The sequence below is a fragment of the Heyndrickxia sp. FSL W8-0496 genome, assembly GCF_038007825.1.
GTDB lineage: Bacteria > Bacillota > Bacilli > Bacillales > Bacillaceae_C > Heyndrickxia > Heyndrickxia oleronia.
Window position 1 is genome coordinate 2,836,036 of sequence record NZ_JBBOXX010000001.1, and the last position, 23,674, is coordinate 2,859,709.

The following is a 23,674-nucleotide window of genomic DNA, read 5'->3' on the forward strand; positions in this document are numbered from 1 at the left end:
TACTTTTTCTTCATAGAAATGAAAAATCGGCTCAACCAATAGGGTTACCTAGTGTTAATTGTTCTGTCACGAAATACTATCAAATTGATTGTATTTAATATAATAGTAATGATAAGAAGTAGCATAGAGACAAATGCCATTGCACTTGTAATATCCATTAAAGCAGACCAATCTTCAATCTCTACCAAGTAATAGCAATATAATATCTGGAAACATAGTGAAACTGCACAAGAACTAATACTAATAAAAGAAAGTACACCCCGATTCTTATTGTTTTGCTTTTTATTTTGAATGAAAATAATGACTGGAATGGTCAAAGCAATTAATCCTAAAATAAGACTTCCAAAATTAAGCAGACCAGCCATATCTAGTCCTCCTTTTTTACATTTAGTTTTTTCATTTCCTATTACTCCTGCACAATAATGAATAACCACTAAACGTTTCACATTGTCATCTATCGATTGGGTCCATGTATGACTTTTGATCTTTCCAATTCACAAAAACTTTTCCTTACACATATAACATTATAATGACACATTTAATATTATTCCAGAAAATAGGAGGGAAATTACATGGGGAAGTCTGGATTTGTTCCTGATAATACGAACATAAAAAAAACAAGTGGAACTCCGAATCTTTTTTTTGACTCGAAAGATAGTATTGAATTCGAAAAAGACACTGAAAACGTCATTTATAAAGTTTCTTCAACACAACTTCCTGCAATGGTAGGAGGTTCCTTTGCAAACGTATATCTTACTAAAGGACATATTCGCGAGCCACATTGGCATCCTAACGCTTGGGAGCTAGATGTTGTAATTTCGGGTGAAGCCCAAATTTCCATTGTTGACCCAGATACCAATAAATTGCATTCCTATGTAACAAAGCCCGGTCAAGTTGTTTTTATTCCTATGGGTTGGTGGCATTGGATCATTCCTACTTCAGAAAAATTGCATATGCATCTTTTTTTTAACAATGACCAATTTGAAACAGCATTAGGTTCAAATATGTTAAAGCTGACACCGCCTGAAGTTTTCCAACTTTCATATGGAGTTGACGCTGACAAAATAGCTGATGTATTTGGACCGCTAAAAAAAGGTGTTGAAATTGGTCCGCCTGAACTTGAATCTCGTGTTCAAACTTTGTTTTCCGAAACAAACAGGAAATCCGAAGATAGTTCAGACCAAAATGAGATGATAGAAGAAATTGCAATCAATATTAATGGGAAGATTTTAAATTTGTAAATGTAGGAAATCTTTGTCTTTTTTACTTAGAATTATTCAGCATCTATAGGAGAATGAATATAGTCATTATAACAGTCGATATATAATTCTTTGTCGGATAATAAAACTGCGTATACTATATCACTAATTTTTAAACCACGATTTTGTATCTCAGATTCAATCCATCTATATGTAATTCCATTTTCAATGATGTTTTTGTCAACAAATTTCCCATCCATTATTAGTTCAATTGGAAGCATACCTTCTTTTGTATACTTTAAATGTAAATCTTGAATTGTTACAGGACGAAATTGCGGTTTCTTAACAACAGATATAGTGCCGTTTGGTTCAAGTAAAGCGAATAAAACCTCATTAATATTAAATACATCTTTTTCCCTTAATTGTTGATTTAAATAATCTATAGTGTAGTGCATTTTTTTCATATTATTTTCTAAAATTTTTCCATTTTGAACCACTACTGTCGGATTCCCTGCTAAAAATTTTCTAGCTTTACGGCTTTTTAATGAAACATATGAAATAATATAAACAGTAAGAATGAAAATGACATATGCAAGGATTAAGTCTGGAATTTTAACCCGTGTATTAAAACAGAGATTTGCAGTTATCGCACCGATTGAAATAGCCGCTATAAAATTAAAATTATTCATTTGTGAGATTGTTTGTTTACCTAATAAACGTGATCCAAGTAAAAGTATAATAAATGCACTAATTGAACGAATGATTACTTCATAGTGTTCAGCCATAATTGCCTCCATTGACATCCTCTTATTTAGTTTGTGAGAAAAAACAGTTAGCCATCATTAACTAGTGACTAGCCATTAATTTCTAATTTTATATATATAATTATAATGTTTGCACCAATGAATAAAATTTATTCTTCTATATCAAAATGCTATATAAAGTAGAAATTACTTTACTACATGCAATCCGATCAATTCTGCATATACAACTTGATATATGAATGCTAGCTTTAAAACAAAAAAAGCTGATAATCATGAATGATTTCAGCTTAGACCTCTGATTTTAGAAAATATAAATTTGCTTAAAATAAAATAGTATTTTAACACTATCTGATTTAAAAATATTTTTTAAATCCCTTACATACAGAACTGTCATAACCTTCCCTTTCAAAGAACTGATGTGCTCTTAATCGCTGCGAATTACTTAGCAACATTATTCTATGGCAATTTATAGATCTACAATATTCCTCAACGTATTGTAAAAGTTGCTGTCCTATTTTCCTATTTCGATGATTTTCATGTACTATGATGTTTTCGACAATTCCATAAGGTCGTAATCCATGCAAAGCCTGTAAACATATATTCAATGTTAATGTCCCTAATATTTCCCCCTTCTCTTCAAATACAAGCAAAAAATTGTGAGGATCCCTTTTAATAATCTCAATTTGTTCTTCCTGAATGTTCATTTTCTTACTATTTGGCACTAACATTTTATAAAGTTTATATAATTGGACTTTATCTGATCTTTCTGCTTCACGGATCATCTATCATTCCACTCCCGTCAAACATTATTAATAATATTTTTAAGTCAAAAATAGATTACAATTAAAAAACTGAATTCTTATTAATTTCTTTAACTTTTATGATAATCCTCCTATTCGGATTACTTTTTTAAAAAAAATTATTACTAATATATAAACCAATTATTTCTTCACTCTATCTATATATGCATGATTATACAAATATATATAATGGTAGTTTAGAAAATCACGTTTTCATTAAGCTTTTTAAACATTAAAAATAGCAACGCTACATGATAACGTTGCTATTCATTCACTCTTATATATCGATAGGTGACCAATTCCTATACGATAATATTTTACCTATATGAATCATGGGTTGGATTAAATAGCTCTTCCTCTGCATTTCTGACAATTGAAAAGTGTTCAACATTATAATGTCCATGTAGAGTTTGATTATGGTGCCCTATAATTTGCTCCGCACTTAAAATAGAACTATCGACTGTTGAATGGCCATCACCTACAAGTGTAACGTCCATGCCACTTATAGTCGCTGTTCTTACAGCACTATCTATACAGTGCTGGGTTGAGCATCCCATTATAACAACATGCCCAATTTCTTGAGATTTTAAATGTTTTAGAAGTCCTGTCCCATGGAATGCATTTGTTGTAGATTTATCGAAAATTTTTGCCTCTATTGGGACTTTAATTTGTTCATGAACTTGGAACCCTTTTCCCTTCCCCTCTGCGACATCCAAATCCCTTACAAACACTACTGGTACTTCCAATTGTAATGCGTTCTCAATAACTAGATTAATATTTTTAATTAGCTTTTCCCTATTAAAAACCGGACTTTCTTTTTGATTTCCATCTATTAATTCCTGTTGAGCATCAATAATTAATAATGTTTGCATCAAATCATTTTCCCCTTTCAATATGGGGAAACGCTGGATAATAATTTATTTAGACGTATTCCCCTTAATACTATTTATATCTATATATCTTTTGTTTTTCATAATATCTACCCCCTAAATAAATTATTATCTAAAAATTCATTTCCTTAAAAATTATTAGACTTTATAATTTTAACACAACCTTATCTAAAATTACACTAAAATGGTTATGAATTTTCTGATTACAATCACAAAAATCTGTTCATTAATATGTTAATATTCGCCTTCACCAAACTAAATTTCGGAATTAAGCAGGAATATTTGTATAGGTGGCTGGAGAGTTGTTTTATAACTATTCCATTAAAAGAGGTATAAATTTTTTTCTTTAAGATAAATATTATTGATAAAAAACTATATCAAACAGTGTGAATATAGAGTCTAGAAGCAAGAGTCTTTTCCTGTTATAGGTAGTAATAATTTGTAGATCTTTAAAAAGGTTAAACACGAAATATATTAAGAAATGGAAAGTAGTTAAAATTCAACTTTCCATTTCTTTTTTAATTGTCCCATCATTTTATTTACTGGCTTTCAATTCATGCTATTTTTCATTTTCTGAATCAGCGATTTTTTCCTCAATATTAATTTTTTCCTCTTTCCACCACAAGGCTTCGCCCGGATCCTCAAGAATTTCAACAACTTCTTGTTTTTCCTCCACTGCTGGAGCAGAACCCCGTAGTGCTTTCCCAGTGGTTTCCTTCACAAAAAACATTGTTAAAATGCCAATTATGCAAGCTGCCATAATATAATATGCCGGAACCATTGGGTTTTCTGTTATTTTTATAAGCCAAGACATAACCAATGGAGTGGTTCCACCAAATAAAGATACGGAAATATTAAAAGTAATAGCCAATGCAACATATCTTACTTCTGTAAAGAATAATGAAGGAAGCATTGACGGCATTGTTGCTTCGAAAGTTGCTAAAAGAACAGCTAAAATCAAAAGTCCAAAAAACACGGTCACATGGCTACCACTACCAATCATCTTGAATGATGGGATTGAAAGAATAACTAAGCCAATTAAACCTCCTAAAATAAGACGTTTATTCCCAACCCGATCACTAATATAGCCCATGAGTAAAACGATCGGAATCATAATAAACATAATAATAAGAATGAACAATAGCCCCATCGTTTCTCCATAACCTAAAACAACATTTAAATAAGAGGGCATATATGATAACAACATATAGTCAACAACATTGAAAAATAAAACTAAAACTACCCCTTTAAGTAGTTGCGGCCAATGATAAAGGAAGACTTTTTTTATTAGCCCTTTTTCATTTTCTTTATGTTTCCCTTCACTCATTGCTTCAAATACAGGTGTTTCCTCCAAATTGTTTCTCAAATAAAGACCTATTAGTCCCATGGGAGCAGCAATAAAAAATGGAATACGCCAACCCCAATCAAGCATTTTGTCTGGACCAAGTATGTAACTAAGAATAGTTACTATGGCTGATCCACCAATATATCCAGCTAATGTTCCCACTTCTAAACCGCTTGAAAAAAAACCTCTTTTTTTATCGGGAGAGGATTCCGCGATGAACGTCATAGCACCAGAATATTCACCACCAGCTGAAAACCCCTGAACTAATCTTGCTATAAGTAAAAGTATGGGAGCTAGATTTCCAATCCTTTCATAACTCGGTATCAAACCCATACATAAAGTAGAAAAAGACATCAACACTAATGTGATCGTTAATATCTTTTTTCTTCCTAACTTATCACCCAACATTCCAAAAAACATCCCACCTATAGGACGAACGAGAAACGCTACAGCAAAAGTAGCAAACGAAAACACTAATTGGAGAGGCCCGCTTGTGCCTGAAAAGAACACCTTACCTATTGTCACTGCCAAATAAGAGTAGATTCCAAAATCAAACCACTCCATCGCATTTCCAAGGGCAGTAGCCACCACTGCTTTTTTTGCCGCTGTTGTATCTACAATTGTAATATCATCTTTTTTTAATTTTCTTTCCGATTTTTTTTTAAACCCTGTCCATTTTTTCACATTATCAACCAATTATTTCACCTAAATTCTTATTGATAATCAAATCTTAATGTTATTTTGAACTTGCATCTCCATTGCTATTCAGATGGAATTATTATGAATATTAATTTGTCTAATACGACACAAATTTCGAACATATTTTTTCTATAAAGGGGTTAGCAGAACAAAAAAAGAACCTCTCCTGTAAATAAAGTAAGTCCTTTTTAAATAAGAAATATTAATCTTCTTTATATTGAACAGTTTTCTTAATGTAATCCGCATCATCTTTATCAATACTATAATATTCCGTTTGTTCCCAACCTTCTGCAATCCTTTCGCCAATAATGGCACCCTCTTTAGTAAACCAAACCTTAGCGTCAATTAACCCCAGCGCTCGTTTGGGACTCGTTACACGAATATAAATGTCAGGAGTATCCTGTTCGAGATAAAGATTCTCTATTTTTTCTTTATGTAAATAAATCATAAGAAAATTATCTATAATTTCCTGGTTATCCACATCTGTAAATACATTTTGATAATCAATTCGATCTGGGTAATCACTGTGGTTATGTCCGATTCTGATTTCCCGAGAAACTTTACTATTTTTGGTATTCCCAATAAAATAACCACTCAAAAATATGATAATAACAACGATAATAACATAGATTATTTTTAACGATTTCATGTTACCCCCCCTTTTTAAATTTACTCAATTTTATAATAATTCAAACCAAATGTCCTTACTCATTGGAAAAAGTATGAATCCCATAAAATTAGATCTTGTACGATTACATATTTTACCGAAGAATTTCATTTCCATCCTTTAAAGAGAAATTACTACATTTTCTATTGAAAATATAGAAATAAATTGAAATAATGGAAATAATAACTCTCGGGCTGAAGACCGCTACACCTTTTATTTCACTAAGAAAAGAACAACAAACTATACGAAAACAGCCTAAATTGATTAGAAGGGAGAGGAAAATGCGAAATATTAAGGTATATTGCTCTCTTTTTATTTTTTCTTTATTGCTAACTGGATGTGCGAGTCTTGAAAAAGAGAAACCATTATCAAATGAGCTAATAATAGAGCCATATAATGTGAATGACAAAGAAAGCTTGCTGATTAGTAGAACAGGTATAGAGTTTATTGAATATTTTCAGTTAAATGGTACTTTGGAGACAGGTGATGATTTACAATTTTCTGTAGAGGTATATAAAAACGGAGAACTTGAAGAAGAATTGCTAAATACTTCAAATGAACCAAAAGCAAAATTTAAAGATCAACTTATTTCCTTTGGAATAAGTGACAGTAGTGACAAAGACTCATCTTTACAATTAATAGCAGGTATACCTTCTGGACTTGCTACAACGAATTTCTCAAGTCATATGACATCGGCTAGTTTCAATAATCTATTGCATAAAAAAATTGTGTTAAAGAAAAATACTCCCGTTTATTTAGCAGCGTGGGTCGGTACTACAAAAAATGTTCTTAGGTCTGTTGACAGCGAAAATGGCATACTACCCAAAGGTATTAAAGAAGTCGAAGAAGCACTTTTATACAGAGTTTTATTAACGGATAAAAAGAAGTAATCCCCTTTCGATAATCATAAAAATACACAAATTATATACAGATATCGGCAGCTTACATTAGGATTAAATAATTTATACAAATATATATTCAAATCAAAAAACCGTCATTTTGATCAAGTTACTTCCAAAATAACGGTTTATTAAGTGATGAATAAAGGACGAATGGTATATTTCTTTAATGTCTTAACACTTCATTTTCTATATTTATTAAGTAGATTTTGAAATCTTAAACAAAAAAGCTGGATTACGTTTTTGCCTACGTTAATATTCTCCTTTAATGACAAAGTATGAGCCACGGATAGTTCCAGCTAATTTAGATTTCTGCCGAGCAAACTTAAACTTCCCTTCTAACTCCTTTGGTACTTCCATCCCCTCTGATAGCTTAAAACCAACAGCCCGCTTCTTAAGGTCATCAACCGTATACATAACATTGACCGAAAGACCATCCTCATAAAAGACGTAAGCCATTTTGATATTTTCCACTTGAAAACGCGACGTTTCTAAAGGTTTGGCTGTAAATTCAATATCACGTTCTTCTTTCAAAATTCGGTTCACATAATCAAGGGTATCCTGACTTTCGCTAGCTGGTACAACCGTAAACTCATGCTTATATTTGTTCATAAAGTAACGTGCTTCATTCGCACGTAAACCAGCAAGTGCTTCTGCTACTGGTGAAGACTCCAAACCAACTATAGACACATTTTTGAAATCAACAGTATATCCCATTTCTTTCTCCTTTCATCCTTTATTTCTCAACAACAGGAATCCACATTTCACCATACACTAAACCGTTTCGCTGTCCCATCTCAACCGTTGTATTCGGCCCGCCAACATAGGCAAAGTCTTTTGCTTCTGCCAGGGCTTGACCAAATGCAATGCCAGTGAGATTATTGCTCAATTCCTCTGCTGTTTTCGCTTCTCCCTTTACAACCAGGTATTTACCCTTAGGAAATTGGATAACTCTAGATGCCTCTGGTAATGATTCCTCTGTCATTACACCAGCATAATGCATCATCTTGTTATTCACTGCTTCGTTTACGGAAAAAATATAGTCATTTTTGGCAACGTTTTTTAAAGTTTCAAGTCTTCCATCTTGTTTAACTGCCTGCCAAAAGTCAGCCTTCTCCTTGTTTATGCCAGCATAGTCTGTGTAATGGCTCTGAAGCTCAGTTCCTATTCCTAAAACGGTAAAGCTGTCTTTTTCTTCAATGATATAATTTGTCATATTCAAAACCATCCTCTTTTAATAATTTATCAAATGACTTTTCTTCTTCACTTGATGATTATATAATAACTTTAAATCATGTCAAAAAATGATACTGTTTAGGTGAAAAGATGAAAAAAGTTGAACGAATAAATATTATCATGCGGTATATCAACAACCGCTCCCACTTTACAATTTCTGAAATCATGCGAGAATTTAATATCTCTCGATCAACAGCGATTAGAGATATCAGAGAAATTGAGGCTATGGGAATGCCACTTGTCGCTGAAGTTGGAAGGGATGGTGGGTATTTTGTTATGCACAATTCCGTCCTTCCCGAAGTTCGGTTTACCGATAATGAAGTTAAAGCCCTTTTTATTGCTTTTATGGCTACAAGAAATCAACAGCTTCCTTATTTAAAAAGTCGTCATTCTTTAGCCGAAAAATTACTTGGCCTTATTTCAGACGACCAGCAGGATGACCTTGTTCTTTTAAATCAAATCCTGCTTTTTGAAGGCACCAACCCAAATAATCCCGACCTACTTGATCTATCTGACCTTCCTCATCCGATGTTAGAAAGACTCATTCAGGTCCTTCTTCTGGATAGCTATTTATTGATTACGATCAAAGAAGAAAAGATTTTAAAGTCTTATCCCATTTATCTTTTGCATCTCTATCGCGAAAAAAGCGTTTGGCTAATTGAGGGCTTTGACTTACAAGATGAACAAAAGAGGATTTTTCCTGTTGATCATCTCACTGATGTCCAACCCTATTCACCTAAAAATAGATTAAGTAAGAAAAAAATCTTAGAAATAATAAATCAGCAAGAAGAAATATATAACCTGATCCTTGAACTTGGTCCGGAAGCAATTGCCCAGTACAAAAAATATCACCCAGTAAAAGTTTCCATTTCCTATACTAATCCTTTCCAAACCACAGCCATCCTAAAAACTTATATCAATATTAACAAGCTTGATGAATTGACTGAAATGACAAATTGGCTACTTTTTCTAGGTGGGGATATCAAGATTAAGGAATTGCCAAAGGAAATCTTAGAAGCTTTAAAAGTAAGATTACAGTTATTCAGTCCACAAGCAGACATTTTTCCACAGAAAACAGAATAATATTAATGTCTCTTTCGTCAATGGTTATTGAAAGTACAAAAAGGATAGAATAAGTTGGTTGTTACAGATATCTCTTTTCTATCCTTATCATGTATTTCTCGAACAATAGATTTATGTACCACTTGTGTTAAACTCAAAAAAGACTGTTAAATAAAGTGATTATATTAAATGTCACACTTTAACCCTGCAACAAACATTTAAATGTATCAATAAATATTATCTATTGAATAGGTTTATCATTTAGCCCCTTTCCATTAAGAATATGTTGCTGATATTTTTCAATCCTTGACTCACGGGTTTTTGATTGTTTAGGCGATGAAAAAAAAAGAGTATATGCTCTTTGCCGTCCAGGGGTTAATGCCTCAAATGCCGTTTTCAATTCAGGGATTTCATTAAATTTATTCTGAAGTTCCCCTGGAATTTTCATTTCTGTATTTTTTTTAAAATTTACTTCTAAACCAGCCTTTTCTACTTGAATAGCTTCATTAATATAAGATTTTAAGATGGTTTCCAATTCAATGATTTCTTGAACATTAGTAAACCGAATTTGGCGAGCTGCCTGTACATTCTCCGTTTGTTGGATTAGAATTCCATTGGTATCCTGTAACAATGCTCCTTTATGAAATAAAAGCGCACAGTACTCTTTAAACCCATGTATTAAAACGATGTTTTTAGTCTCATATGTGTAGCAAGGATGCATCCATTTATATTCTTCTGTTAGTCCACAGTCAAGAACAATCTCTCGCAACTTCACATATTCTTCTTTCCACTTTTTAGATTTACTAAAAAATTCTTCGACCTTAGGATTCACTTGACTATTAGTCATCAAGAAACACCCCTCTAGATTTTTTCAATCAAACGGTTAGGATTGATCGTACTTGAACATTTTCTTTCTACTCGAATTACATCAAACTTAACTTTACCTATATCCCCCTTGCTGAAAATGGAAGTAACATTTTATTCTGCTTTGCATATATGTAATATACAATTCTCGTAATGTTGAATATTTTCCGTAAGACTATAATAAAAGCTAAAGATTAATTAGAAATTATATCCATAGGGATGGATTTCATACCTCTTTTAACTTCAAAAAAAGCATGCACTTAAAATAAGATCTATTTATTTGTTGGTCCACTCTTCCGATAAAATTCCATAGACAACATGGTCTACATAATGGTCATATAACCATTCCGCTTGACGAATACATCCTTCATTTATAAACCCTAACCTCTCCGGAATACTTCTACTTTTCTTATTTCCGACCGCAACTCTAATTTCTACTTTATTTAAAGCTAATTCTTTAAAAGCATATTCAGTCAATGCTTCAGCTACTCTTGTCATGATTCCAAAGCCTTGGTATTCTTCACCTAGCCAATACCCTATTTGGGCAGTTTTGTTCGACCAATTGATGTTATTAAATCCTGCAACTCCAACGATATTACCTTTAAATAAAATTACTGTATTTATACTTCTATTTTCAGAGAAACCCTTTAAACACATATTGATAAACCCAATAGTATCCTCAAGTTTTGTTGTAGTATCTAACCAAGGAAGCCATTCTCTTAGGTAATTACGTGATGTATCTGTTAATTCAAAAACCCTATTACTATCTTTTAATTCTATTAGTTTTAATGCTAAATCATCATTTATTTTATGTATAAACATGGTGATCCCCCGAAGAATTTTGACTTTTTAATTCTCTTTTCTCAAATTCTGTTAAAATTTTTACTATATTAATTGTATAATCTCACCTCTTTTATTAATATTAACAATATTCTACTATTTAATTATATTTTAGTCAGTTACTTTTACACATATTCACAGCATGATGACGCATATTTCTAATAATTATTAATCAAATTAAATTAAAAAAAGTGCTACCCAAAAAGGCAACACCATCGACAAAATCATTATCTATTTATTTAATTCTTCAAAGCACTTAATATTTGTAGCAAAATTTGGTATGGATTGGGTCTCTTCTGCTTGCTTAACTAGTTTTACAACCATATCATTGTATGGTGTTGGGATTCCTTTGCCTTTAGCCAGTTGTGGAACGAACCCATTGATATAATCAATTTCAGTTTTACGTTTCTTTTCTAAGTCTTGCAGCATGCTTGCCTTTAAAAGTCTAGAAGACTCCATAAACTTCCGAAGCGTTTGAATACGTAGAGGGATCTCATTTTCATTTTTTATTTCTAATGACGAAATATCAAATGAATTCATTTTAGCAAATGTAACACCGTTTGCGTGACCGACTTTGATTGTTTCATCAGCAATGTGCGCTGCGCTAATAACACTAACTTCATGATCGAGTACACCACCAAACTCTGTGTTAAGTGCAGCAGATAAACCACTAAACGCATTGTTAATCAATAATTTTGACCATTTTGTTCCTACTAGGTTATCAGATATATGTGTGCCCCCTACTAGGTCCAGAATGGATTTAATTTGTTGGATTCTTTCTGTTATTTCACCGTTTAATTCCCCAATTTGGAACGCATACTTTTTAAAATGGTCATACGTTGTAGTTAGTTTTGAAACTCCCGGCTCAATAAATGTTGCACCAAATTCAACAGATCCTGCAATTACACGTTCCCGGCCAACTATTGATGCAACCTTTTCTTCAGGAATTCCGTTTTGTAATGAAAGTACAACACTTTGTTCTGTTAAAAATGGTAATAAATTTTCTAGAACTGAATCGTTATAAAGTTGCTTTGTTAATAACAGAACTAAATCATAAGTACCTGACATATTATCAGGAGTAATAGCCTTTACTTTTGTTTGAAAATCTGTCGTGCCGATAATTTTTGCACCTTCTTGATTTAAAACATCAACATGTGCTTGATAAACATCGATTAATTCAACATCTTTTCCTCCGGCAGCAATATATGCTCCGGCGATCGTTCCTAATGAACCTGCTCCTAATACTGCGATTCGCATTTGTATATCCTCCCTATTTTTCATTCGTTAGTTAGCATTTATCTTATTTCAGAAGACCAATGCATTTGCAATAATCGGACCTTTCTTGCATTCTAAAATTATATCCTTACTGCGCTTGATTCGATGATGAATTGTTTTCATTTAGCCTTCTTAGTATTTTATCTAGATGATTGTTGATCTTTAAGCATCTTGAGAACAGACAATTGCTTTTGATCACGACTTTTTTCCAATTGTTCAATCGGCACATTTCCATATGAATTCATCGCATGATTTGATAATGTTTGCACATTAGCCTCATCTAGGTTGGGATTTCCAAGGTTTTCCCATCCATTCTGTAAATTAGGACCTAAATGCTGAAGAAATGCCGGAAGTCCGCCTTTTCCTCCTCCAAGATGGAATGTGAGGAATGGTCCACCTACAGCCCAACGTAAACCAATCGAATTCGTTACAATACGATCTAAGTCTTCCATTGAAACTACACCTTCAAGAACTAAATTTACTGCTTCTCGAAATAATGCTGATTGCAAACGGTTAGCTACAAATCCAGGGATTTCTTTTTCTAATACCATCGGCTCTTTTCCTAACGCTTTGTAAAAAGCAATAGCATCTTGAACCGCTTGATCTTCAGTATGTTCCCCAGGAACCACCTCAACTAGCGGTACGAGATGAGGAGGATTAAAAGGATGTCCAATTAAAAGCCGTCCTGGATATTTCATCCCTTTTGCAATTTCACTTGAAGGTATTCCAGAGGACGAAGACAACAATAATGTTTCTTTACTTACGACTTTTTCAATTTTAGAAAACAGCTCATGTTTAAATTCCAATCTTTCCGGTCCGTTTTCCTGAATCACAGCAGCACCTTGAAGGGCACGATCCAAATCAGGTTCGATTTCTAATCGATTGGTTAAACCTTCTGTAGGTAATCCAAGAGCCTTTAATGTTGGTTTAATTTGATCGATTCCATTAAGTACCACTTCTTTTACATCTGGACGTGGATCATTTACACGTACGGTTAGTCCGTAAGCTAAAAACAATGCAGTCCAAGAAACTCCAATTGTACCTGCTCCTATGACAGTTACAGGATTAAACCTTTGTAATTCGTCAGGCAGTGTAATTTTTGATTGAATCATCATATAAGTTCCTTTCTCCTATTTTGCCAAATAATCATAAACAACTTCCGGGCTGGCTAGGGATAATTCAGTTATGATATGTGAAGCAGATACAACCTCTAATACAGGCAAATCTGCCATCGGTGCAAGCGCATGTGCGAACAACTCCAGTCTTGCAGGACCTGACCATGCCCCTAGGATCTTAATATCTGTAATTTGGCTTCTGACCAATTCGCAAATTCTTGGATATCCATCGTACCCTGGCATCTTTTTTAACATATAATTTGGTTTAACGATCTCTTTAAGCGCCTCCGTATGATCAAGCGGAAAATGCTTATACCCCATGGTTGCGGTTGCTACTCGCAAAGTACCATAATCCAATACTCCTACTAAAGTGTCGGAATCAACATAAAGACTTGGTTTACCCAATTTTTTAGGGTATGCTGCTATTTCCCTGCCAGATGCGATTGCTGGAAAGCTATCTACATACATGGCATGAAGATAGTCACCTTCCTCACCTTCAAAGCTTACGGGAATGACCTGACCACACTCAGTGTATGATCCTAGGCCTGTAACATCAGGCATTTTCATTATTTCAAACCTTACAAGTGGATCTTTAACCTCCAATGGTTCAGGAACAATTTTTTTCAATTTTTCAAGGTCAGTCCTATATAAAATATTTAAGTATTCACGATTATAAAAACGATATGGACCTAATGGAAACGCCCCCGCGTCCAACGGTGTTGTAAATTGTCTAACTACTTCATCTTTTTTCATCTGGATAGCACCTCTACTTTTTGATCAAGATTTATCGTTTTCCTCTTTAGCTTGTCCTATTTTCCATTACCTACCTTTATATTTTAAATCGACTTTTACATTTAATCTAATACATAATAATATATAAATATATTTATTCTAATAAATGAAGGAGATGTAACATATTACATGGAGCTGCTTCAATTAAAATACTTTCAGACCGTTGCCTTTACAGAGCATATATCTAAAGCTGCCCAGCAACTAAAAATTGCTCAGCCTTCCTTAAGCCTTACAATTAAAAGACTTGAAGATGAATTAGGTACTAAATTATTTATCAGACAAGGGAGGAATATTAAGCTAAGTTCATCAGGAAAAATTTTCTTAAAACATGTAAACAATATTTTTACTGAAATTGAAAATGCAAAAATGGAAATACAATCGCAAGATGAAGAAAAGATACGTACCATCAAAATTTCAATTTCGAATCCTAGATTCCTAACAGGACTTATAAGTGAATATATTTCACGATTTCCTAATACAAAAATACAACAGGGAATCGGATTAAAGAGCGGGATTCTGAAAGGCTTAAAAAAGGGAGATTTAGATTTAGGAATAGCAGGGCCACCTATAGTAGATGAAGAGATAGAGAGTTTTGTACTGATTGATGAGGATGTTGTTCTCGTTCTGCCTTCCAATCATAAGCTAGTAGGTAAATCTGAAATTGCTCTAAGCGAAGTTGCTAATGAGCCTTTTATTGCCTTAGCTAATAATGAGGAATATAGAAGCTTTACAACGAATCTTTGTGAAAAAGCGGGATTTACCCCCATTAATAATTTCGAGGTTGACTCTAATCTATTAACAGAAATAGTTAAACTTGATCAAGGCGTCGCAATACTTCCGATTTCAGTATGTAAAAAACTCGATTTAAATTACGTGAAAATCGCAGATACTGATCCAACATTTACGGTAGGGCTTTCTTGGATTAAAGATTCAAAATTATCTCCTACAGTAAGGGATTTCCGTGACTTTATTATTTCATACTTTAGGGACAATTATGAAACGTTCAAAGTTCATTAGAATAAAGGTTTCCCATCATAACCTTCACTAGAAATGGGGGATGTCTAAAAGTAAAAGCTCTAAATCCTTAATAGACACCCCTTAAATAAAAAAGATTATCCTACTTTAATAAAAGTGGGTTCTCGTGAAATATCAGTTTTTGTACCTTACATTGCTTATTTATTATTGTATAGTTATCTATTATTTCTAATAAAAATAACCTCTTCTTACCAGTCTAATCGATCACGAAGAGTTGTAATATGGGCAACATGATGTCTTCCATGCCAAGCATAGATGCCAATATTGACACTTAACTTCATATCTCCAAATTCTGGATGATAGAAAGTCTTCTCTATATCTTCCGAAATCATGGATCGTAATAAATACACCCATCTCTTATGTAAGGCATCAATTAGTTGCAAAGAAATTTCTACTGGTAAATTCGAATCTGGGAGCTCGGCCCATTTTCCTTCTTCATACAATTTAATGGTAGGATTGTTTTCTGTGAGAGCCAATTTGAAACGAGTATAACTATTTAAATGACTGTCAGCAATATGATGCACCACCTGACGAATCGTCCATCCTTCAGAACGATAGGCTGTATCTAGTTGAACATCATTTAAACCCTCAACTGCTTCTGTTAATCTAGTTGGAAGCTCTTCTATTTCTTTTATCCACTGCTCTATTATTTCAGTTGTTACCTTCCCATTAACATTAAACTTTCCTATTGGATAACGTAAATCCATTTAAACAACTCCCTTTTCATCAATATGTACCCAATTATACTATTTTATTTTCCTACAAACATAGATCATTTCATAACTATCATTAGTTATAGGAGTTTCTTTCCAATCCCTATAGAGATGAATAATTTCGAAGCCGTTGACAAGCAGCATTCTCTCCATTTCTTTTGGGAAAACATATCTCAAATTTATGTTCGTTCTTTTTTCGTTAATTATTTCTCCATTCTTATTTTTATACTTCCTAATCGTTGTATAATGTTGAATTTGATTTAAGGAGTCATAGTTACTAACAGTATATACGTCAACCGGATATTGTGTTTCACTGTCAATATAAGTTTTCCAATATTCTTCAGTGCTTGATTGTAACAACTCATCAACACTCGGAAACCTTGTTCCAAAGATAAAGATACCTTCATTATGTAAATGTTTATTTACTGAGGATAATAATCCATCCTGGTCTTCATTTGTAAGAAAATGTTGAAATGAATTCCCAACTGAGTAGATTAAATGACTCTTTATATTTAAATCCAGTTTCGTACAATCTTGTTCTACCCAATTTATGTTTAAATTTAGCTCTTCTGCCTTCTTTCTAGCTGCATCGAGCATTCCTCTATGTACATCGACTCCAATTAGTTGGTGTCCTTTACTTGCTAGTGGAATGGTTACCCTACCTGTTCCACAGGCTAAATCAATGATAGGACCTACTGTTTTTAAAGCCTCTTTCATTAGGAAAGGCACATCCTCAATATATAATTCATTTTCCATATCATATAGGATCGGATCATCGTATTCTTCAAAATTTGTATTTAGACGTTCCATATTGTTCCTCCTTTAAATACATTTCAAAAAAATATGTTAAATAGCAAGTATCAACATATCTCAACACTTATTCATAGTTTTCTTTTGTACGACTTGATATCCAAACACTAATGTTGTTTTCCCATTAACTTTGACGCAATCCAAGATTTCACTGGTCTTACTCTCCCTAGCCAACTATGAAGCTTGTATTTTTCAAGTTCATTTCCAATCTTTATTACAATCAATTTTCAGCGTCCAATGCATATTAAACAATATTTGTAGTTTTTCTACTAATCTTTCAAAAAAAATCATCAATTATAATTACTATTGAATTTATACATATCGATACCATTTATTAGATTTACATCTGGAATACCTATATACTTAAAATAGATTTGCTCTTGTTTTACTTCTACGATATGAGGAAAAATTCCTCTATAAGAACATTTTTTAAGAAAAGATCATTTCAAGCTTTTACACCCCCAATATTAACAATAATTTCTACAATATAATTAAAGGAGCGTTCTTAAAAAAAAAAAACGCTCCCATTAATAAAGATTGTAGAACCAATTAAAAATCTTCATCTATTAAATCTAAGATTACTCGCGAAGCCACTTTGCTCCCCTCACTTGCAGCCGTAATTAATTGAGGAGATGTTGAAAGAGAATTATCTCCACTAGCGTAAACTCCTTCAACACTCGTACGTCCAAATTCATCCGTATCTATCCCGCCATTCTTTTTTATTAAGCATCCTAATTTTTGAGCGAGTGGCGATGCTTGTTCTAACCCAGTAACCATAAAGCCACCATCTCTTACTATTTCTTTACCATTTTTAAATAAAACCCTTTTTAAATTTCCGTCTACACCCTCTAAAGATAATATTTCGGATTCAGTAACTACTATTTTTTTGGATAATAATAACTGTTTCTGATCCGCAGTGAGCACAATGTTCCCATTTGTACAAACAATAATATCCTTACTCCAGTTAGAAATCAGTTTTGTCAGATGGAATACGCGCTCATCTTCTCCTATAACAACTAATGCACGATCTTTTAACTCCCACCCATCACAAAATGGGCAAATAAATACACTTGTTCCATAAAATTTGTTTATCCCCTTAATATTAGGTAAGACATCTTTTAGGCCAGTAGATAATATAACCTTTCTAGATTGAAAAGTATTCCCATCTGCTGAATAAATAAGAAAATAATTATTTTCTTTCTTGATATCTACCACTCGTTGATTATGAACGGATATATTGGGATATTTCATTAAATCGGCTTTAGCCACTTTTTTAAATTCAGAAGGCTTGATACCATCTCTCGTAATGAACCCATGAGATTCATGAGTAACAGCATTTCTTGGTTTATCCTCATCAAAAAGCATGATGTTTTTTCTTGCTCTTCCAAGTACAAGTGCAGCACTTAAACCTGAAGGTCCTCCACCAATTACAACACAATCTAATAACATTTTGTCTCCTCCTCAATTAAGTATATTATAGACTTTTAATATCTATAATTAAGCGAAAAAATAATTGAAATGATTAACCATTACAATTATTTTTCATTTTTTACATTCATTTGCTCAGCAATATCAATAATGTATTTTTTACTTAGCTCTTTCTTCATATTATTTTCTGCTTCTAGCATCACATTCTCAATTAAACAATCTTCATTTCTAGATAATTTTTCATGACCTAATGAACAACTGAATAATGTCGTTTGACCTTCAATGGCTTGAATGACATCTAAAAATGATATTTCATTGGACTGTCTTGCAAGGCTATATCCTCCATTAACTCCAGGATTTGATTCAATTAATCCTGCTTTAACAAGTTTTGTTAATATCTTCGAAAGGTATGTAGGTGAGAGATTTTGAATTTTAGCTAACTGTTCAACTCCAACTGTTTTACCCTTTGGTGATAATGTTAAATATACCATTGTATGCAATGCGTAATTTGTAGCTTTAGAATATTTCATGGTCTTACCCTTCCATTACTATATTAAAGATCTTTAATATCTATAATTGATATTAAATCATTCTTAAAATATAATCAAGCTTTTTACATATTATTCTTTAAGCCGAAGATGGACTATACCGAAATATTTTTCATCCAATTTATTTCTTTCCTTGTGTAATAATGTAGTGAAAAGCCAAATAAAGTATCTCCCATCATTATACAATTGATGTATTAAAATCAGATTTCCAAAAATATAAACTCCACTTATTTTAGTTTACATTCTCCCTTTTCAAAGTCATTTAAGCTTCTAACTTTCACTCTTTCTGGATAAAAAATCATTTAACACTCTGTCTAACCACTCATTGACTACATGATTAAAAATTTGTGGTTGATCTATTTGGAGATTGTGACCAGCTGTATCTATGACAGTAAACGTTCCCCGTGAATACGTATCCGTAAGGCTTAAAGCATCCTTATATCCAACCGTGGAATCTTGTCTACCTAATAGAAATAAACTAGGTTTAGTAAAATGAGATTGATCTAGCTTAAAGGAAAAACCATATTGCTTCTTAACCTTATTTAAAAACTCCTCATCACTAATTTTAATCCCACTTACTATTTCATTGTTGTATCGTAACCAAGTGTACTCATTTAATATGACCTGATTATCTGTAAAATCTGCTAGTTCATCTTTCGAAAGCTTCTGGATAAATTTTTTATCAATTTTAAAAATATTATGTTCCTCCACTTGTCTATTTTCTGGACTAGGATTAATGACTGGACATATAAATGCTGCACCAATTATTCTTTCTGGTTGCTTCTCAATGATTCCCCGTGCAATATAACCACCGTAAGACTCCCCAACAATTAGATATTCTTGTTCAGGTATAACAATATTAATAAACTCTAATACTGCGTTCAACATTTCATCAGAACAACTTATATCATGGTAGTTTCTTGTTAATCCCATACCTGGTAAATCTATATAAATACGTCGCCACCCTTCTCTATTTGTAAAGACAGGCTCCATACATCCAGTCATTAATCGATGGTCAGGAGAATAGTCGTGGATCATTATTATCGGTGTACCTTGTCCCATCTCTTCATAATAAATTTCAGCTTGTTGAACTTTACAATATGCCATTTGTAATCCCCTAACTCTTTAATTAACGTATTTTACAGGTTATTGATAATTAACATTTTAATATATGCACAATTTATTATAGGCTGTTTTCGTGAGATAAGAGCCTTATTATAAAACTCAATAAAATATTATTTCTATAAATATACTAATTAATCCTTCTACAATTAGTGGATTAATCCTCTCTTTATTGACATTAGCTTTCAATCCTCAAGTTGAATAAAATGTGGTGTGTTTTTTAAATTATTTTCATTAAATTGATTAAAGATTAGAAACTAACCTTCATTTTTTTCATTTGAACAGAATGAAAATTATATATTGACTTGCTTAACTAAATTTGATTTTATCCTTGCTGATTTATACCATTGAAGACAGAAAATATATATTAATATAATATCTACTAAATCTCCTCCATAATACATGATCATCCCTCCTATTTCCGCCTGTGTTGTTGTTACTCCATTAGGTGGATGAGCATATATGTATTTCGACAAGACTCCATGACTAGCCATTGAAAGGATCATAATAATTCCTCGGTACATGTAACTTGTTCTATGAGGTATTGGGTCAATATATATAAAAGCAGCTGTATATACATATCCTGCAATAAAGACATGTAAATGGATGAATAAATAAAGGAGGAGATTTTGATGCATTTGCGAAAAGAGATTTGTTGTATAAAGAAGCCATAGTCCACCCACATTTAGTAAAGAAGCAGTCAGTGGATCACAAATCAGCCTAATCGGAAAACTCTTTAGCACCTTTGTAATATAACGTGCGTGTTTTACTCTTACTGTTCTTAAAAAAAGTGTCATTGGAGCAGATAGGAGGATTAATAAGGGAGAGAGCATTCCTAGCAGTAAATGACCAAACATATGAGCAGTAAAATTGCTGTGTACACTTTTTGCTAATGGACCTATAGCTACAGTTGCCATACAAAGTACTCCTAGCCCCCAATAGAATATACGGAAGTAAGACCAGCGTTTATAATGACGATTGGATACAATACATGCAATAAGATACAAAAAAAATAGCAATATAAAAGATATTAATAAGAAAGGTTCGGCAATAGTGACTTTAAAATGTTCCATATGTTCATTATTCATTTGCTGTTTTACCCCTTACTGATATTTCCTTCTTTTTCACGAATAATAAAATGATCGCTATTAAAAGTAGTATTAATGCAATGATGTTCCATAATAGATCGTAAATGATTAAATTTTCCACATAACGAATTTGATGAATTCTCATCAGTTTGTGCTGGATAATTCCATCGTATAACTGAAATCCCCCTCCCCCAAGAAACACACCTCCAATCCACCTCTTTAACCAAAATGCGTTCTTACGCCTTAAATCTGCTAAAAGGAATAGCCCACCTATAGTTGCAAACCAACTAAATGCATGGAATAACCCATCTGAAACCAGACCAATACTTAATATACTTTTGTCATAAAAATGATGCCAATATAATATTTGATGAAAAATCGTTTCATCCAAAAAGCAAACTAAACCAACTCCAAATAAAATACCTGACCATATATTTCGAGTTAAAGATGAAGTACTAGTCATAATCATCCCTCCGTTCTTTCATCATATAAAATCAATTATTTGCAGTTGGAAGGAATTTTATCCAAATTTTGTTACCTTCACTAAATACTTTAAAGCATTCGTTTATCCAAAGATTTTTATCGCATTAATAAGGATATTTTCGATGTATAAAACAAATAGTAACTATGTCAAACAGTTACTATCAAAGGAGGTACACCATTGTATTTTTATAAAGAGGATTTAATTAATATTATTGTTCCTGATAAACCGGACCCTTCTGCAGCAAAGGTTTTGCAAGAAACATTGGGTGGCAGATTTGGTGAAATGAGAACGATGATGCAATTTTTCTTTCAAAGTTCTAACTTTCGCGGAAAACAAAAAGAGTTTCGTGATTTAATTCGAGGAGTCTTCCTTGAGGAAATTAGCCATGTGGAGCTAGTTCAAACGACAATAAATCAATTATTAAATGGTTCAGGTGAAGAAGCAATTGGAGCTGGAGGTTCGGGAGCTCCTTTAGAGGAAGCAATTAAACATGCAAATCCCCATCATTTTATTATGGGTGCACAAAGCTCTCTCCCTGTGGATGCTGCGGGAAATCCCTGGAATGGTAACTATGTATACAGCCACGGAAATTTAATTAGTGATTTATTAGATAATGTTGTTTTAGAATCTACAGGAGTTCTTCAAAAAACGAGAATATATGAAATGAGTTCTAATAAAACTTTTAGAGAAACCTTAGCTTTTCTAATTGTTCGCGATAATGCCCACCAAAATGCGTTCGCTAAAGCATTAGAAACCCTTGGTGTTGATTGGGCGAAAATCTTCCCAGTCCCAAATTATGATATCAATAAGTATCCTGAATGTAGAAAATATGTAGAAATGGGATTCCATAATGCACAATTTAATTTTAGATTAGATGAAACATTAATGGGACAAATTTTCCAAGGAGAGTCTCCTAGCAGAAATGACGGCGAGTTAAAAGTAGTTCCACCACCAAAAGGATATCCAGTTCCAATGCTACCAGAAATGCCAAACGAGCACAGTCCTGGTATACAAGACCTAAATAAATAAATTCTTAAGCGTCTTTGATATAAAGGCGCTCTTTAGATTTTAAGATTTGAACAGACATTCAAATGAATACAATATTTTGTTTTACAATGCCTTATAAAGACTTCATAAAAACTTGCCAATCTATACAACAAACATAAAATAAGCTTATATTAAAACTAGAAGACAATTTCCCTATAACAACGGGTGCTACTTTTGGGGTGGATCGGGAAAGAAGATACTCTTCTATGACTTTTATTATATATTGCGGTTAAAAAAGGGCTATTACTTTATTCGAAGCCTTACATTTCCCATCGGATGATATTTTTGTAGTGTTGAGTGTAAATTATTTTTATTTCATTCATCTACACAAGAAATCAATTTTTCACATATACATGTTACCTGAACGAAATTGAACATTTAAATTAATAGAGGCATTGTTCAAAAAAATTATCTATCATATATTCCTCTTCCAATTAAATTGGAAGAAACAGGTACAGCCCCCATTTCTCTAGCCCATATTGATAATTGACCGATATGATGGATTTCATGAGCGATAACATGATGGATCACCTCACCATAGGTAAATTCATCCAATTTATGATTCTCTATATCATTGGACCAGTTTTGAATGTATTCTTCAACCTCAGGTCGACATTTTATAGATAATTCTCTTATAGATTTAAGAGACGGATAATCATTAAAATTATAATGAAACTCAGTTTTTCCTTTTAATCCTCTAATCCATGCCTGCTCAACATCAACAATATGAAATAAATTACGTAAAATACTTCCTCTACCCCCTACTCGCGTGCATTGAAGTTCATCAACAGAAATTTTTGCACACCAATTAAACCATTCATCTCTTACTTGCCAATTATACTGAAACAACTTCAACATTTTAATGATCACTCCCGGAAAATTTAATATCCATCGTATTTTTATTTTCTTAAGTGTAGAATTAGTAAGATGCAAGAATAATAGCTACGCAATA

General features: G+C 32.8%; 26 protein-coding genes. 5 read left to right on the top strand and 21 right to left on the bottom strand.

The features are described from left to right. Positions 1-44: 44 nt before the first annotated feature. A complete protein-coding gene (locus tag NST63_RS14335) occupies positions 45-365 on the bottom strand; it encodes a hypothetical protein (RefSeq protein WP_212942669.1) in 321 nt (106 codons plus the stop codon). 207 nt (positions 366-572) lie between these two features. Here NST63_RS14335 and NST63_RS14340 point away from each other — a divergent pair, with 207 nt between their 5' ends. Next, on the top strand, positions 573-1,241 hold the full coding sequence (locus NST63_RS14340) for a cupin domain-containing protein (RefSeq protein WP_341042664.1): 669 nt from the start codon (positions 573-575) through the stop codon (positions 1,239-1,241). 32 nt (positions 1,242-1,273) lie between these two features. Here NST63_RS14340 and NST63_RS14345 read toward each other — a convergent pair whose 3' ends face one another. From NST63_RS14345 to NST63_RS14365, 5 genes are all read right to left on the bottom strand, one after another. After that, positions 1,274-1,984, bottom strand: a complete 711-nt coding sequence (locus NST63_RS14345) for a DUF421 domain-containing protein (RefSeq protein WP_341044208.1) — start codon at positions 1,982-1,984, stop codon at positions 1,274-1,276. 332 nt (positions 1,985-2,316) lie between these two features. Next, on the bottom strand, positions 2,317-2,745 hold the full coding sequence (locus NST63_RS14350; RefSeq protein WP_212941370.1) for a GNAT family N-acetyltransferase: 429 nt from the start codon (positions 2,743-2,745) through the stop codon (positions 2,317-2,319). A 335-nt stretch (positions 2,746-3,080) separates the two neighbouring features. Then, positions 3,081-3,638: an isochorismatase family protein gene (locus NST63_RS14355; RefSeq protein WP_212941372.1), complete on the bottom strand. Its 558-nt coding sequence runs from the start codon at positions 3,636-3,638 to the stop codon at positions 3,081-3,083. Between the two features lie 574 nt (positions 3,639-4,212). Further along, positions 4,213-5,694: a glycine betaine/L-proline transporter ProP gene (gene proP / locus NST63_RS14360; protein WP_212942671.1), complete on the bottom strand. Its 1,482-nt coding sequence runs from the start codon at positions 5,692-5,694 to the stop codon at positions 4,213-4,215. A gap of 205 nt (positions 5,695-5,899) precedes the next feature. Continuing rightward, positions 5,900-6,346, bottom strand: a complete 447-nt coding sequence (locus NST63_RS14365) for a hypothetical protein (protein WP_341042665.1) — start codon at positions 6,344-6,346, stop codon at positions 5,900-5,902. A gap of 299 nt (positions 6,347-6,645) precedes the next feature. On the opposite strand from NST63_RS14365, the gene NST63_RS14370 reads away from it, so the two are divergent. Then, complete coding sequence (locus NST63_RS14370; protein ID WP_341042666.1) at positions 6,646-7,254, top strand: hypothetical protein; 609 nt, start codon at positions 6,646-6,648, stop codon at positions 7,252-7,254. Positions 7,255-7,515: 261 nt separating this feature from the next. Here the strand turns inward: NST63_RS14370 and NST63_RS14375 are convergent, their stop codons facing one another. Next, positions 7,516-7,980 carry a phage tail protein gene (locus NST63_RS14375; RefSeq protein WP_341042667.1) on the bottom strand — a complete coding sequence of 155 codons (465 nt, stop codon included), beginning with the start codon at positions 7,978-7,980 and terminating at the stop codon, positions 7,516-7,518. 19 nt (positions 7,981-7,999) lie between these two features. Then, positions 8,000-8,479 carry a GyrI-like domain-containing protein gene (locus NST63_RS14380; protein WP_058005869.1) on the bottom strand — a complete coding sequence of 160 codons (480 nt, stop codon included), beginning with the start codon at positions 8,477-8,479 and terminating at the stop codon, positions 8,000-8,002. Positions 8,480-8,589: 110 nt separating this feature from the next. On the opposite strand from NST63_RS14380, the gene NST63_RS14385 reads away from it, so the two are divergent. Continuing rightward, positions 8,590-9,582, top strand: a complete 993-nt coding sequence (locus tag NST63_RS14385) for a helix-turn-helix transcriptional regulator (RefSeq protein WP_341042669.1) — start codon at positions 8,590-8,592, stop codon at positions 9,580-9,582. A 220-nt stretch (positions 9,583-9,802) separates the two neighbouring features. Here the strand turns inward: NST63_RS14385 and NST63_RS14390 are convergent, their stop codons facing one another. The 5 genes from NST63_RS14390 to NST63_RS14410 all read right to left on the bottom strand — a co-directional run bounded on the left by NST63_RS14390 (position 9,803) and on the right by NST63_RS14410 (position 14,408). After that, positions 9,803-10,408, bottom strand: coding sequence for a YdeI/OmpD-associated family protein (locus NST63_RS14390; protein ID WP_341042671.1), 606 nt, complete (start codon positions 10,406-10,408; stop codon positions 9,803-9,805). 293 nt (positions 10,409-10,701) lie between these two features. Further along, positions 10,702-11,247: a GNAT family N-acetyltransferase gene (locus NST63_RS14395; protein ID WP_071975748.1), complete on the bottom strand. Its 546-nt coding sequence runs from the start codon at positions 11,245-11,247 to the stop codon at positions 10,702-10,704. Positions 11,248-11,496: 249 nt separating this feature from the next. Beyond that, on the bottom strand, positions 11,497-12,522 hold the full coding sequence (locus tag NST63_RS14400) for a ketopantoate reductase family protein (protein WP_341042675.1): 1,026 nt from the start codon (positions 12,520-12,522) through the stop codon (positions 11,497-11,499). 158 nt (positions 12,523-12,680) lie between these two features. Next, a complete protein-coding gene (locus tag NST63_RS14405) occupies positions 12,681-13,655 on the bottom strand; it encodes a 3-hydroxyacyl-CoA dehydrogenase NAD-binding domain-containing protein (RefSeq protein ID WP_341042677.1) in 975 nt (324 codons plus the stop codon). 15 nt (positions 13,656-13,670) lie between these two features. After that, the gene (locus NST63_RS14410; RefSeq protein WP_212941386.1) at positions 13,671-14,408 is read right to left on the bottom strand and encodes an acetoacetate decarboxylase; all 738 of its coding nucleotides are present in this window, start codon (positions 14,406-14,408) and stop codon (positions 13,671-13,673) included. 168 nt (positions 14,409-14,576) lie between these two features. On the opposite strand from NST63_RS14410, the gene NST63_RS14415 reads away from it, so the two are divergent. Beyond that, positions 14,577-15,464: a LysR family transcriptional regulator gene (locus tag NST63_RS14415; protein WP_212941388.1), complete on the top strand. Its 888-nt coding sequence runs from the start codon at positions 14,577-14,579 to the stop codon at positions 15,462-15,464. Between the two features lie 206 nt (positions 15,465-15,670). On the opposite strand, the gene NST63_RS14420 is transcribed toward NST63_RS14415, so the two are convergent. The 7 genes from NST63_RS14420 to NST63_RS14450 all read right to left on the bottom strand — a co-directional run bounded on the left by NST63_RS14420 (position 15,671) and on the right by NST63_RS14450 (position 21,660). Next, positions 15,671-16,189, bottom strand: a complete 519-nt coding sequence (locus tag NST63_RS14420; protein WP_341042679.1) for a YfiT family bacillithiol transferase — start codon at positions 16,187-16,189, stop codon at positions 15,671-15,673. A gap of 39 nt (positions 16,190-16,228) precedes the next feature. Then, positions 16,229-17,005, bottom strand: coding sequence for a class I SAM-dependent methyltransferase (locus NST63_RS14425; RefSeq protein WP_212941395.1), 777 nt, complete (start codon positions 17,003-17,005; stop codon positions 16,229-16,231). A 549-nt stretch (positions 17,006-17,554) separates the two neighbouring features. After that, positions 17,555-18,454, bottom strand: a complete 900-nt coding sequence (locus NST63_RS14430) for an NAD(P)/FAD-dependent oxidoreductase (protein WP_212941398.1) — start codon at positions 18,452-18,454, stop codon at positions 17,555-17,557. 86 nt (positions 18,455-18,540) lie between these two features. Further along, a complete protein-coding gene (locus NST63_RS14435; RefSeq protein ID WP_341042680.1) occupies positions 18,541-18,963 on the bottom strand; it encodes an Rrf2 family transcriptional regulator in 423 nt (140 codons plus the stop codon). A gap of 288 nt (positions 18,964-19,251) precedes the next feature. Beyond that, on the bottom strand, positions 19,252-20,088 hold the full coding sequence (locus NST63_RS14440) for an alpha/beta fold hydrolase (RefSeq protein ID WP_341042681.1): 837 nt from the start codon (positions 20,086-20,088) through the stop codon (positions 19,252-19,254). Between the two features lie 308 nt (positions 20,089-20,396). After that, positions 20,397-21,191, bottom strand: coding sequence for a cytochrome c oxidase assembly protein (locus NST63_RS14445; RefSeq protein WP_341042682.1), 795 nt, complete (start codon positions 21,189-21,191; stop codon positions 20,397-20,399). Next, positions 21,184-21,660 (bottom strand): DUF2243 domain-containing protein, encoded by a 477-nt coding sequence (locus NST63_RS14450; RefSeq protein ID WP_180213289.1) that lies wholly within the window; start codon positions 21,658-21,660, stop codon positions 21,184-21,186. The genes NST63_RS14445 and NST63_RS14450 overlap by 8 nt, the downstream gene beginning before the upstream one ends. A 192-nt stretch (positions 21,661-21,852) precedes the next feature. On the opposite strand from NST63_RS14450, the gene NST63_RS14455 reads away from it, so the two are divergent. Then, a complete protein-coding gene (locus NST63_RS14455; protein ID WP_058003973.1) occupies positions 21,853-22,704 on the top strand; it encodes a manganese catalase family protein in 852 nt (283 codons plus the stop codon). Between the two features lie 426 nt (positions 22,705-23,130). On the opposite strand, the gene NST63_RS14460 is transcribed toward NST63_RS14455, so the two are convergent. Beyond that, positions 23,131-23,580: a DinB family protein gene (locus NST63_RS14460; protein WP_078111213.1), complete on the bottom strand. Its 450-nt coding sequence runs from the start codon at positions 23,578-23,580 to the stop codon at positions 23,131-23,133. Positions 23,581-23,674 lie beyond the last annotated feature (94 nt).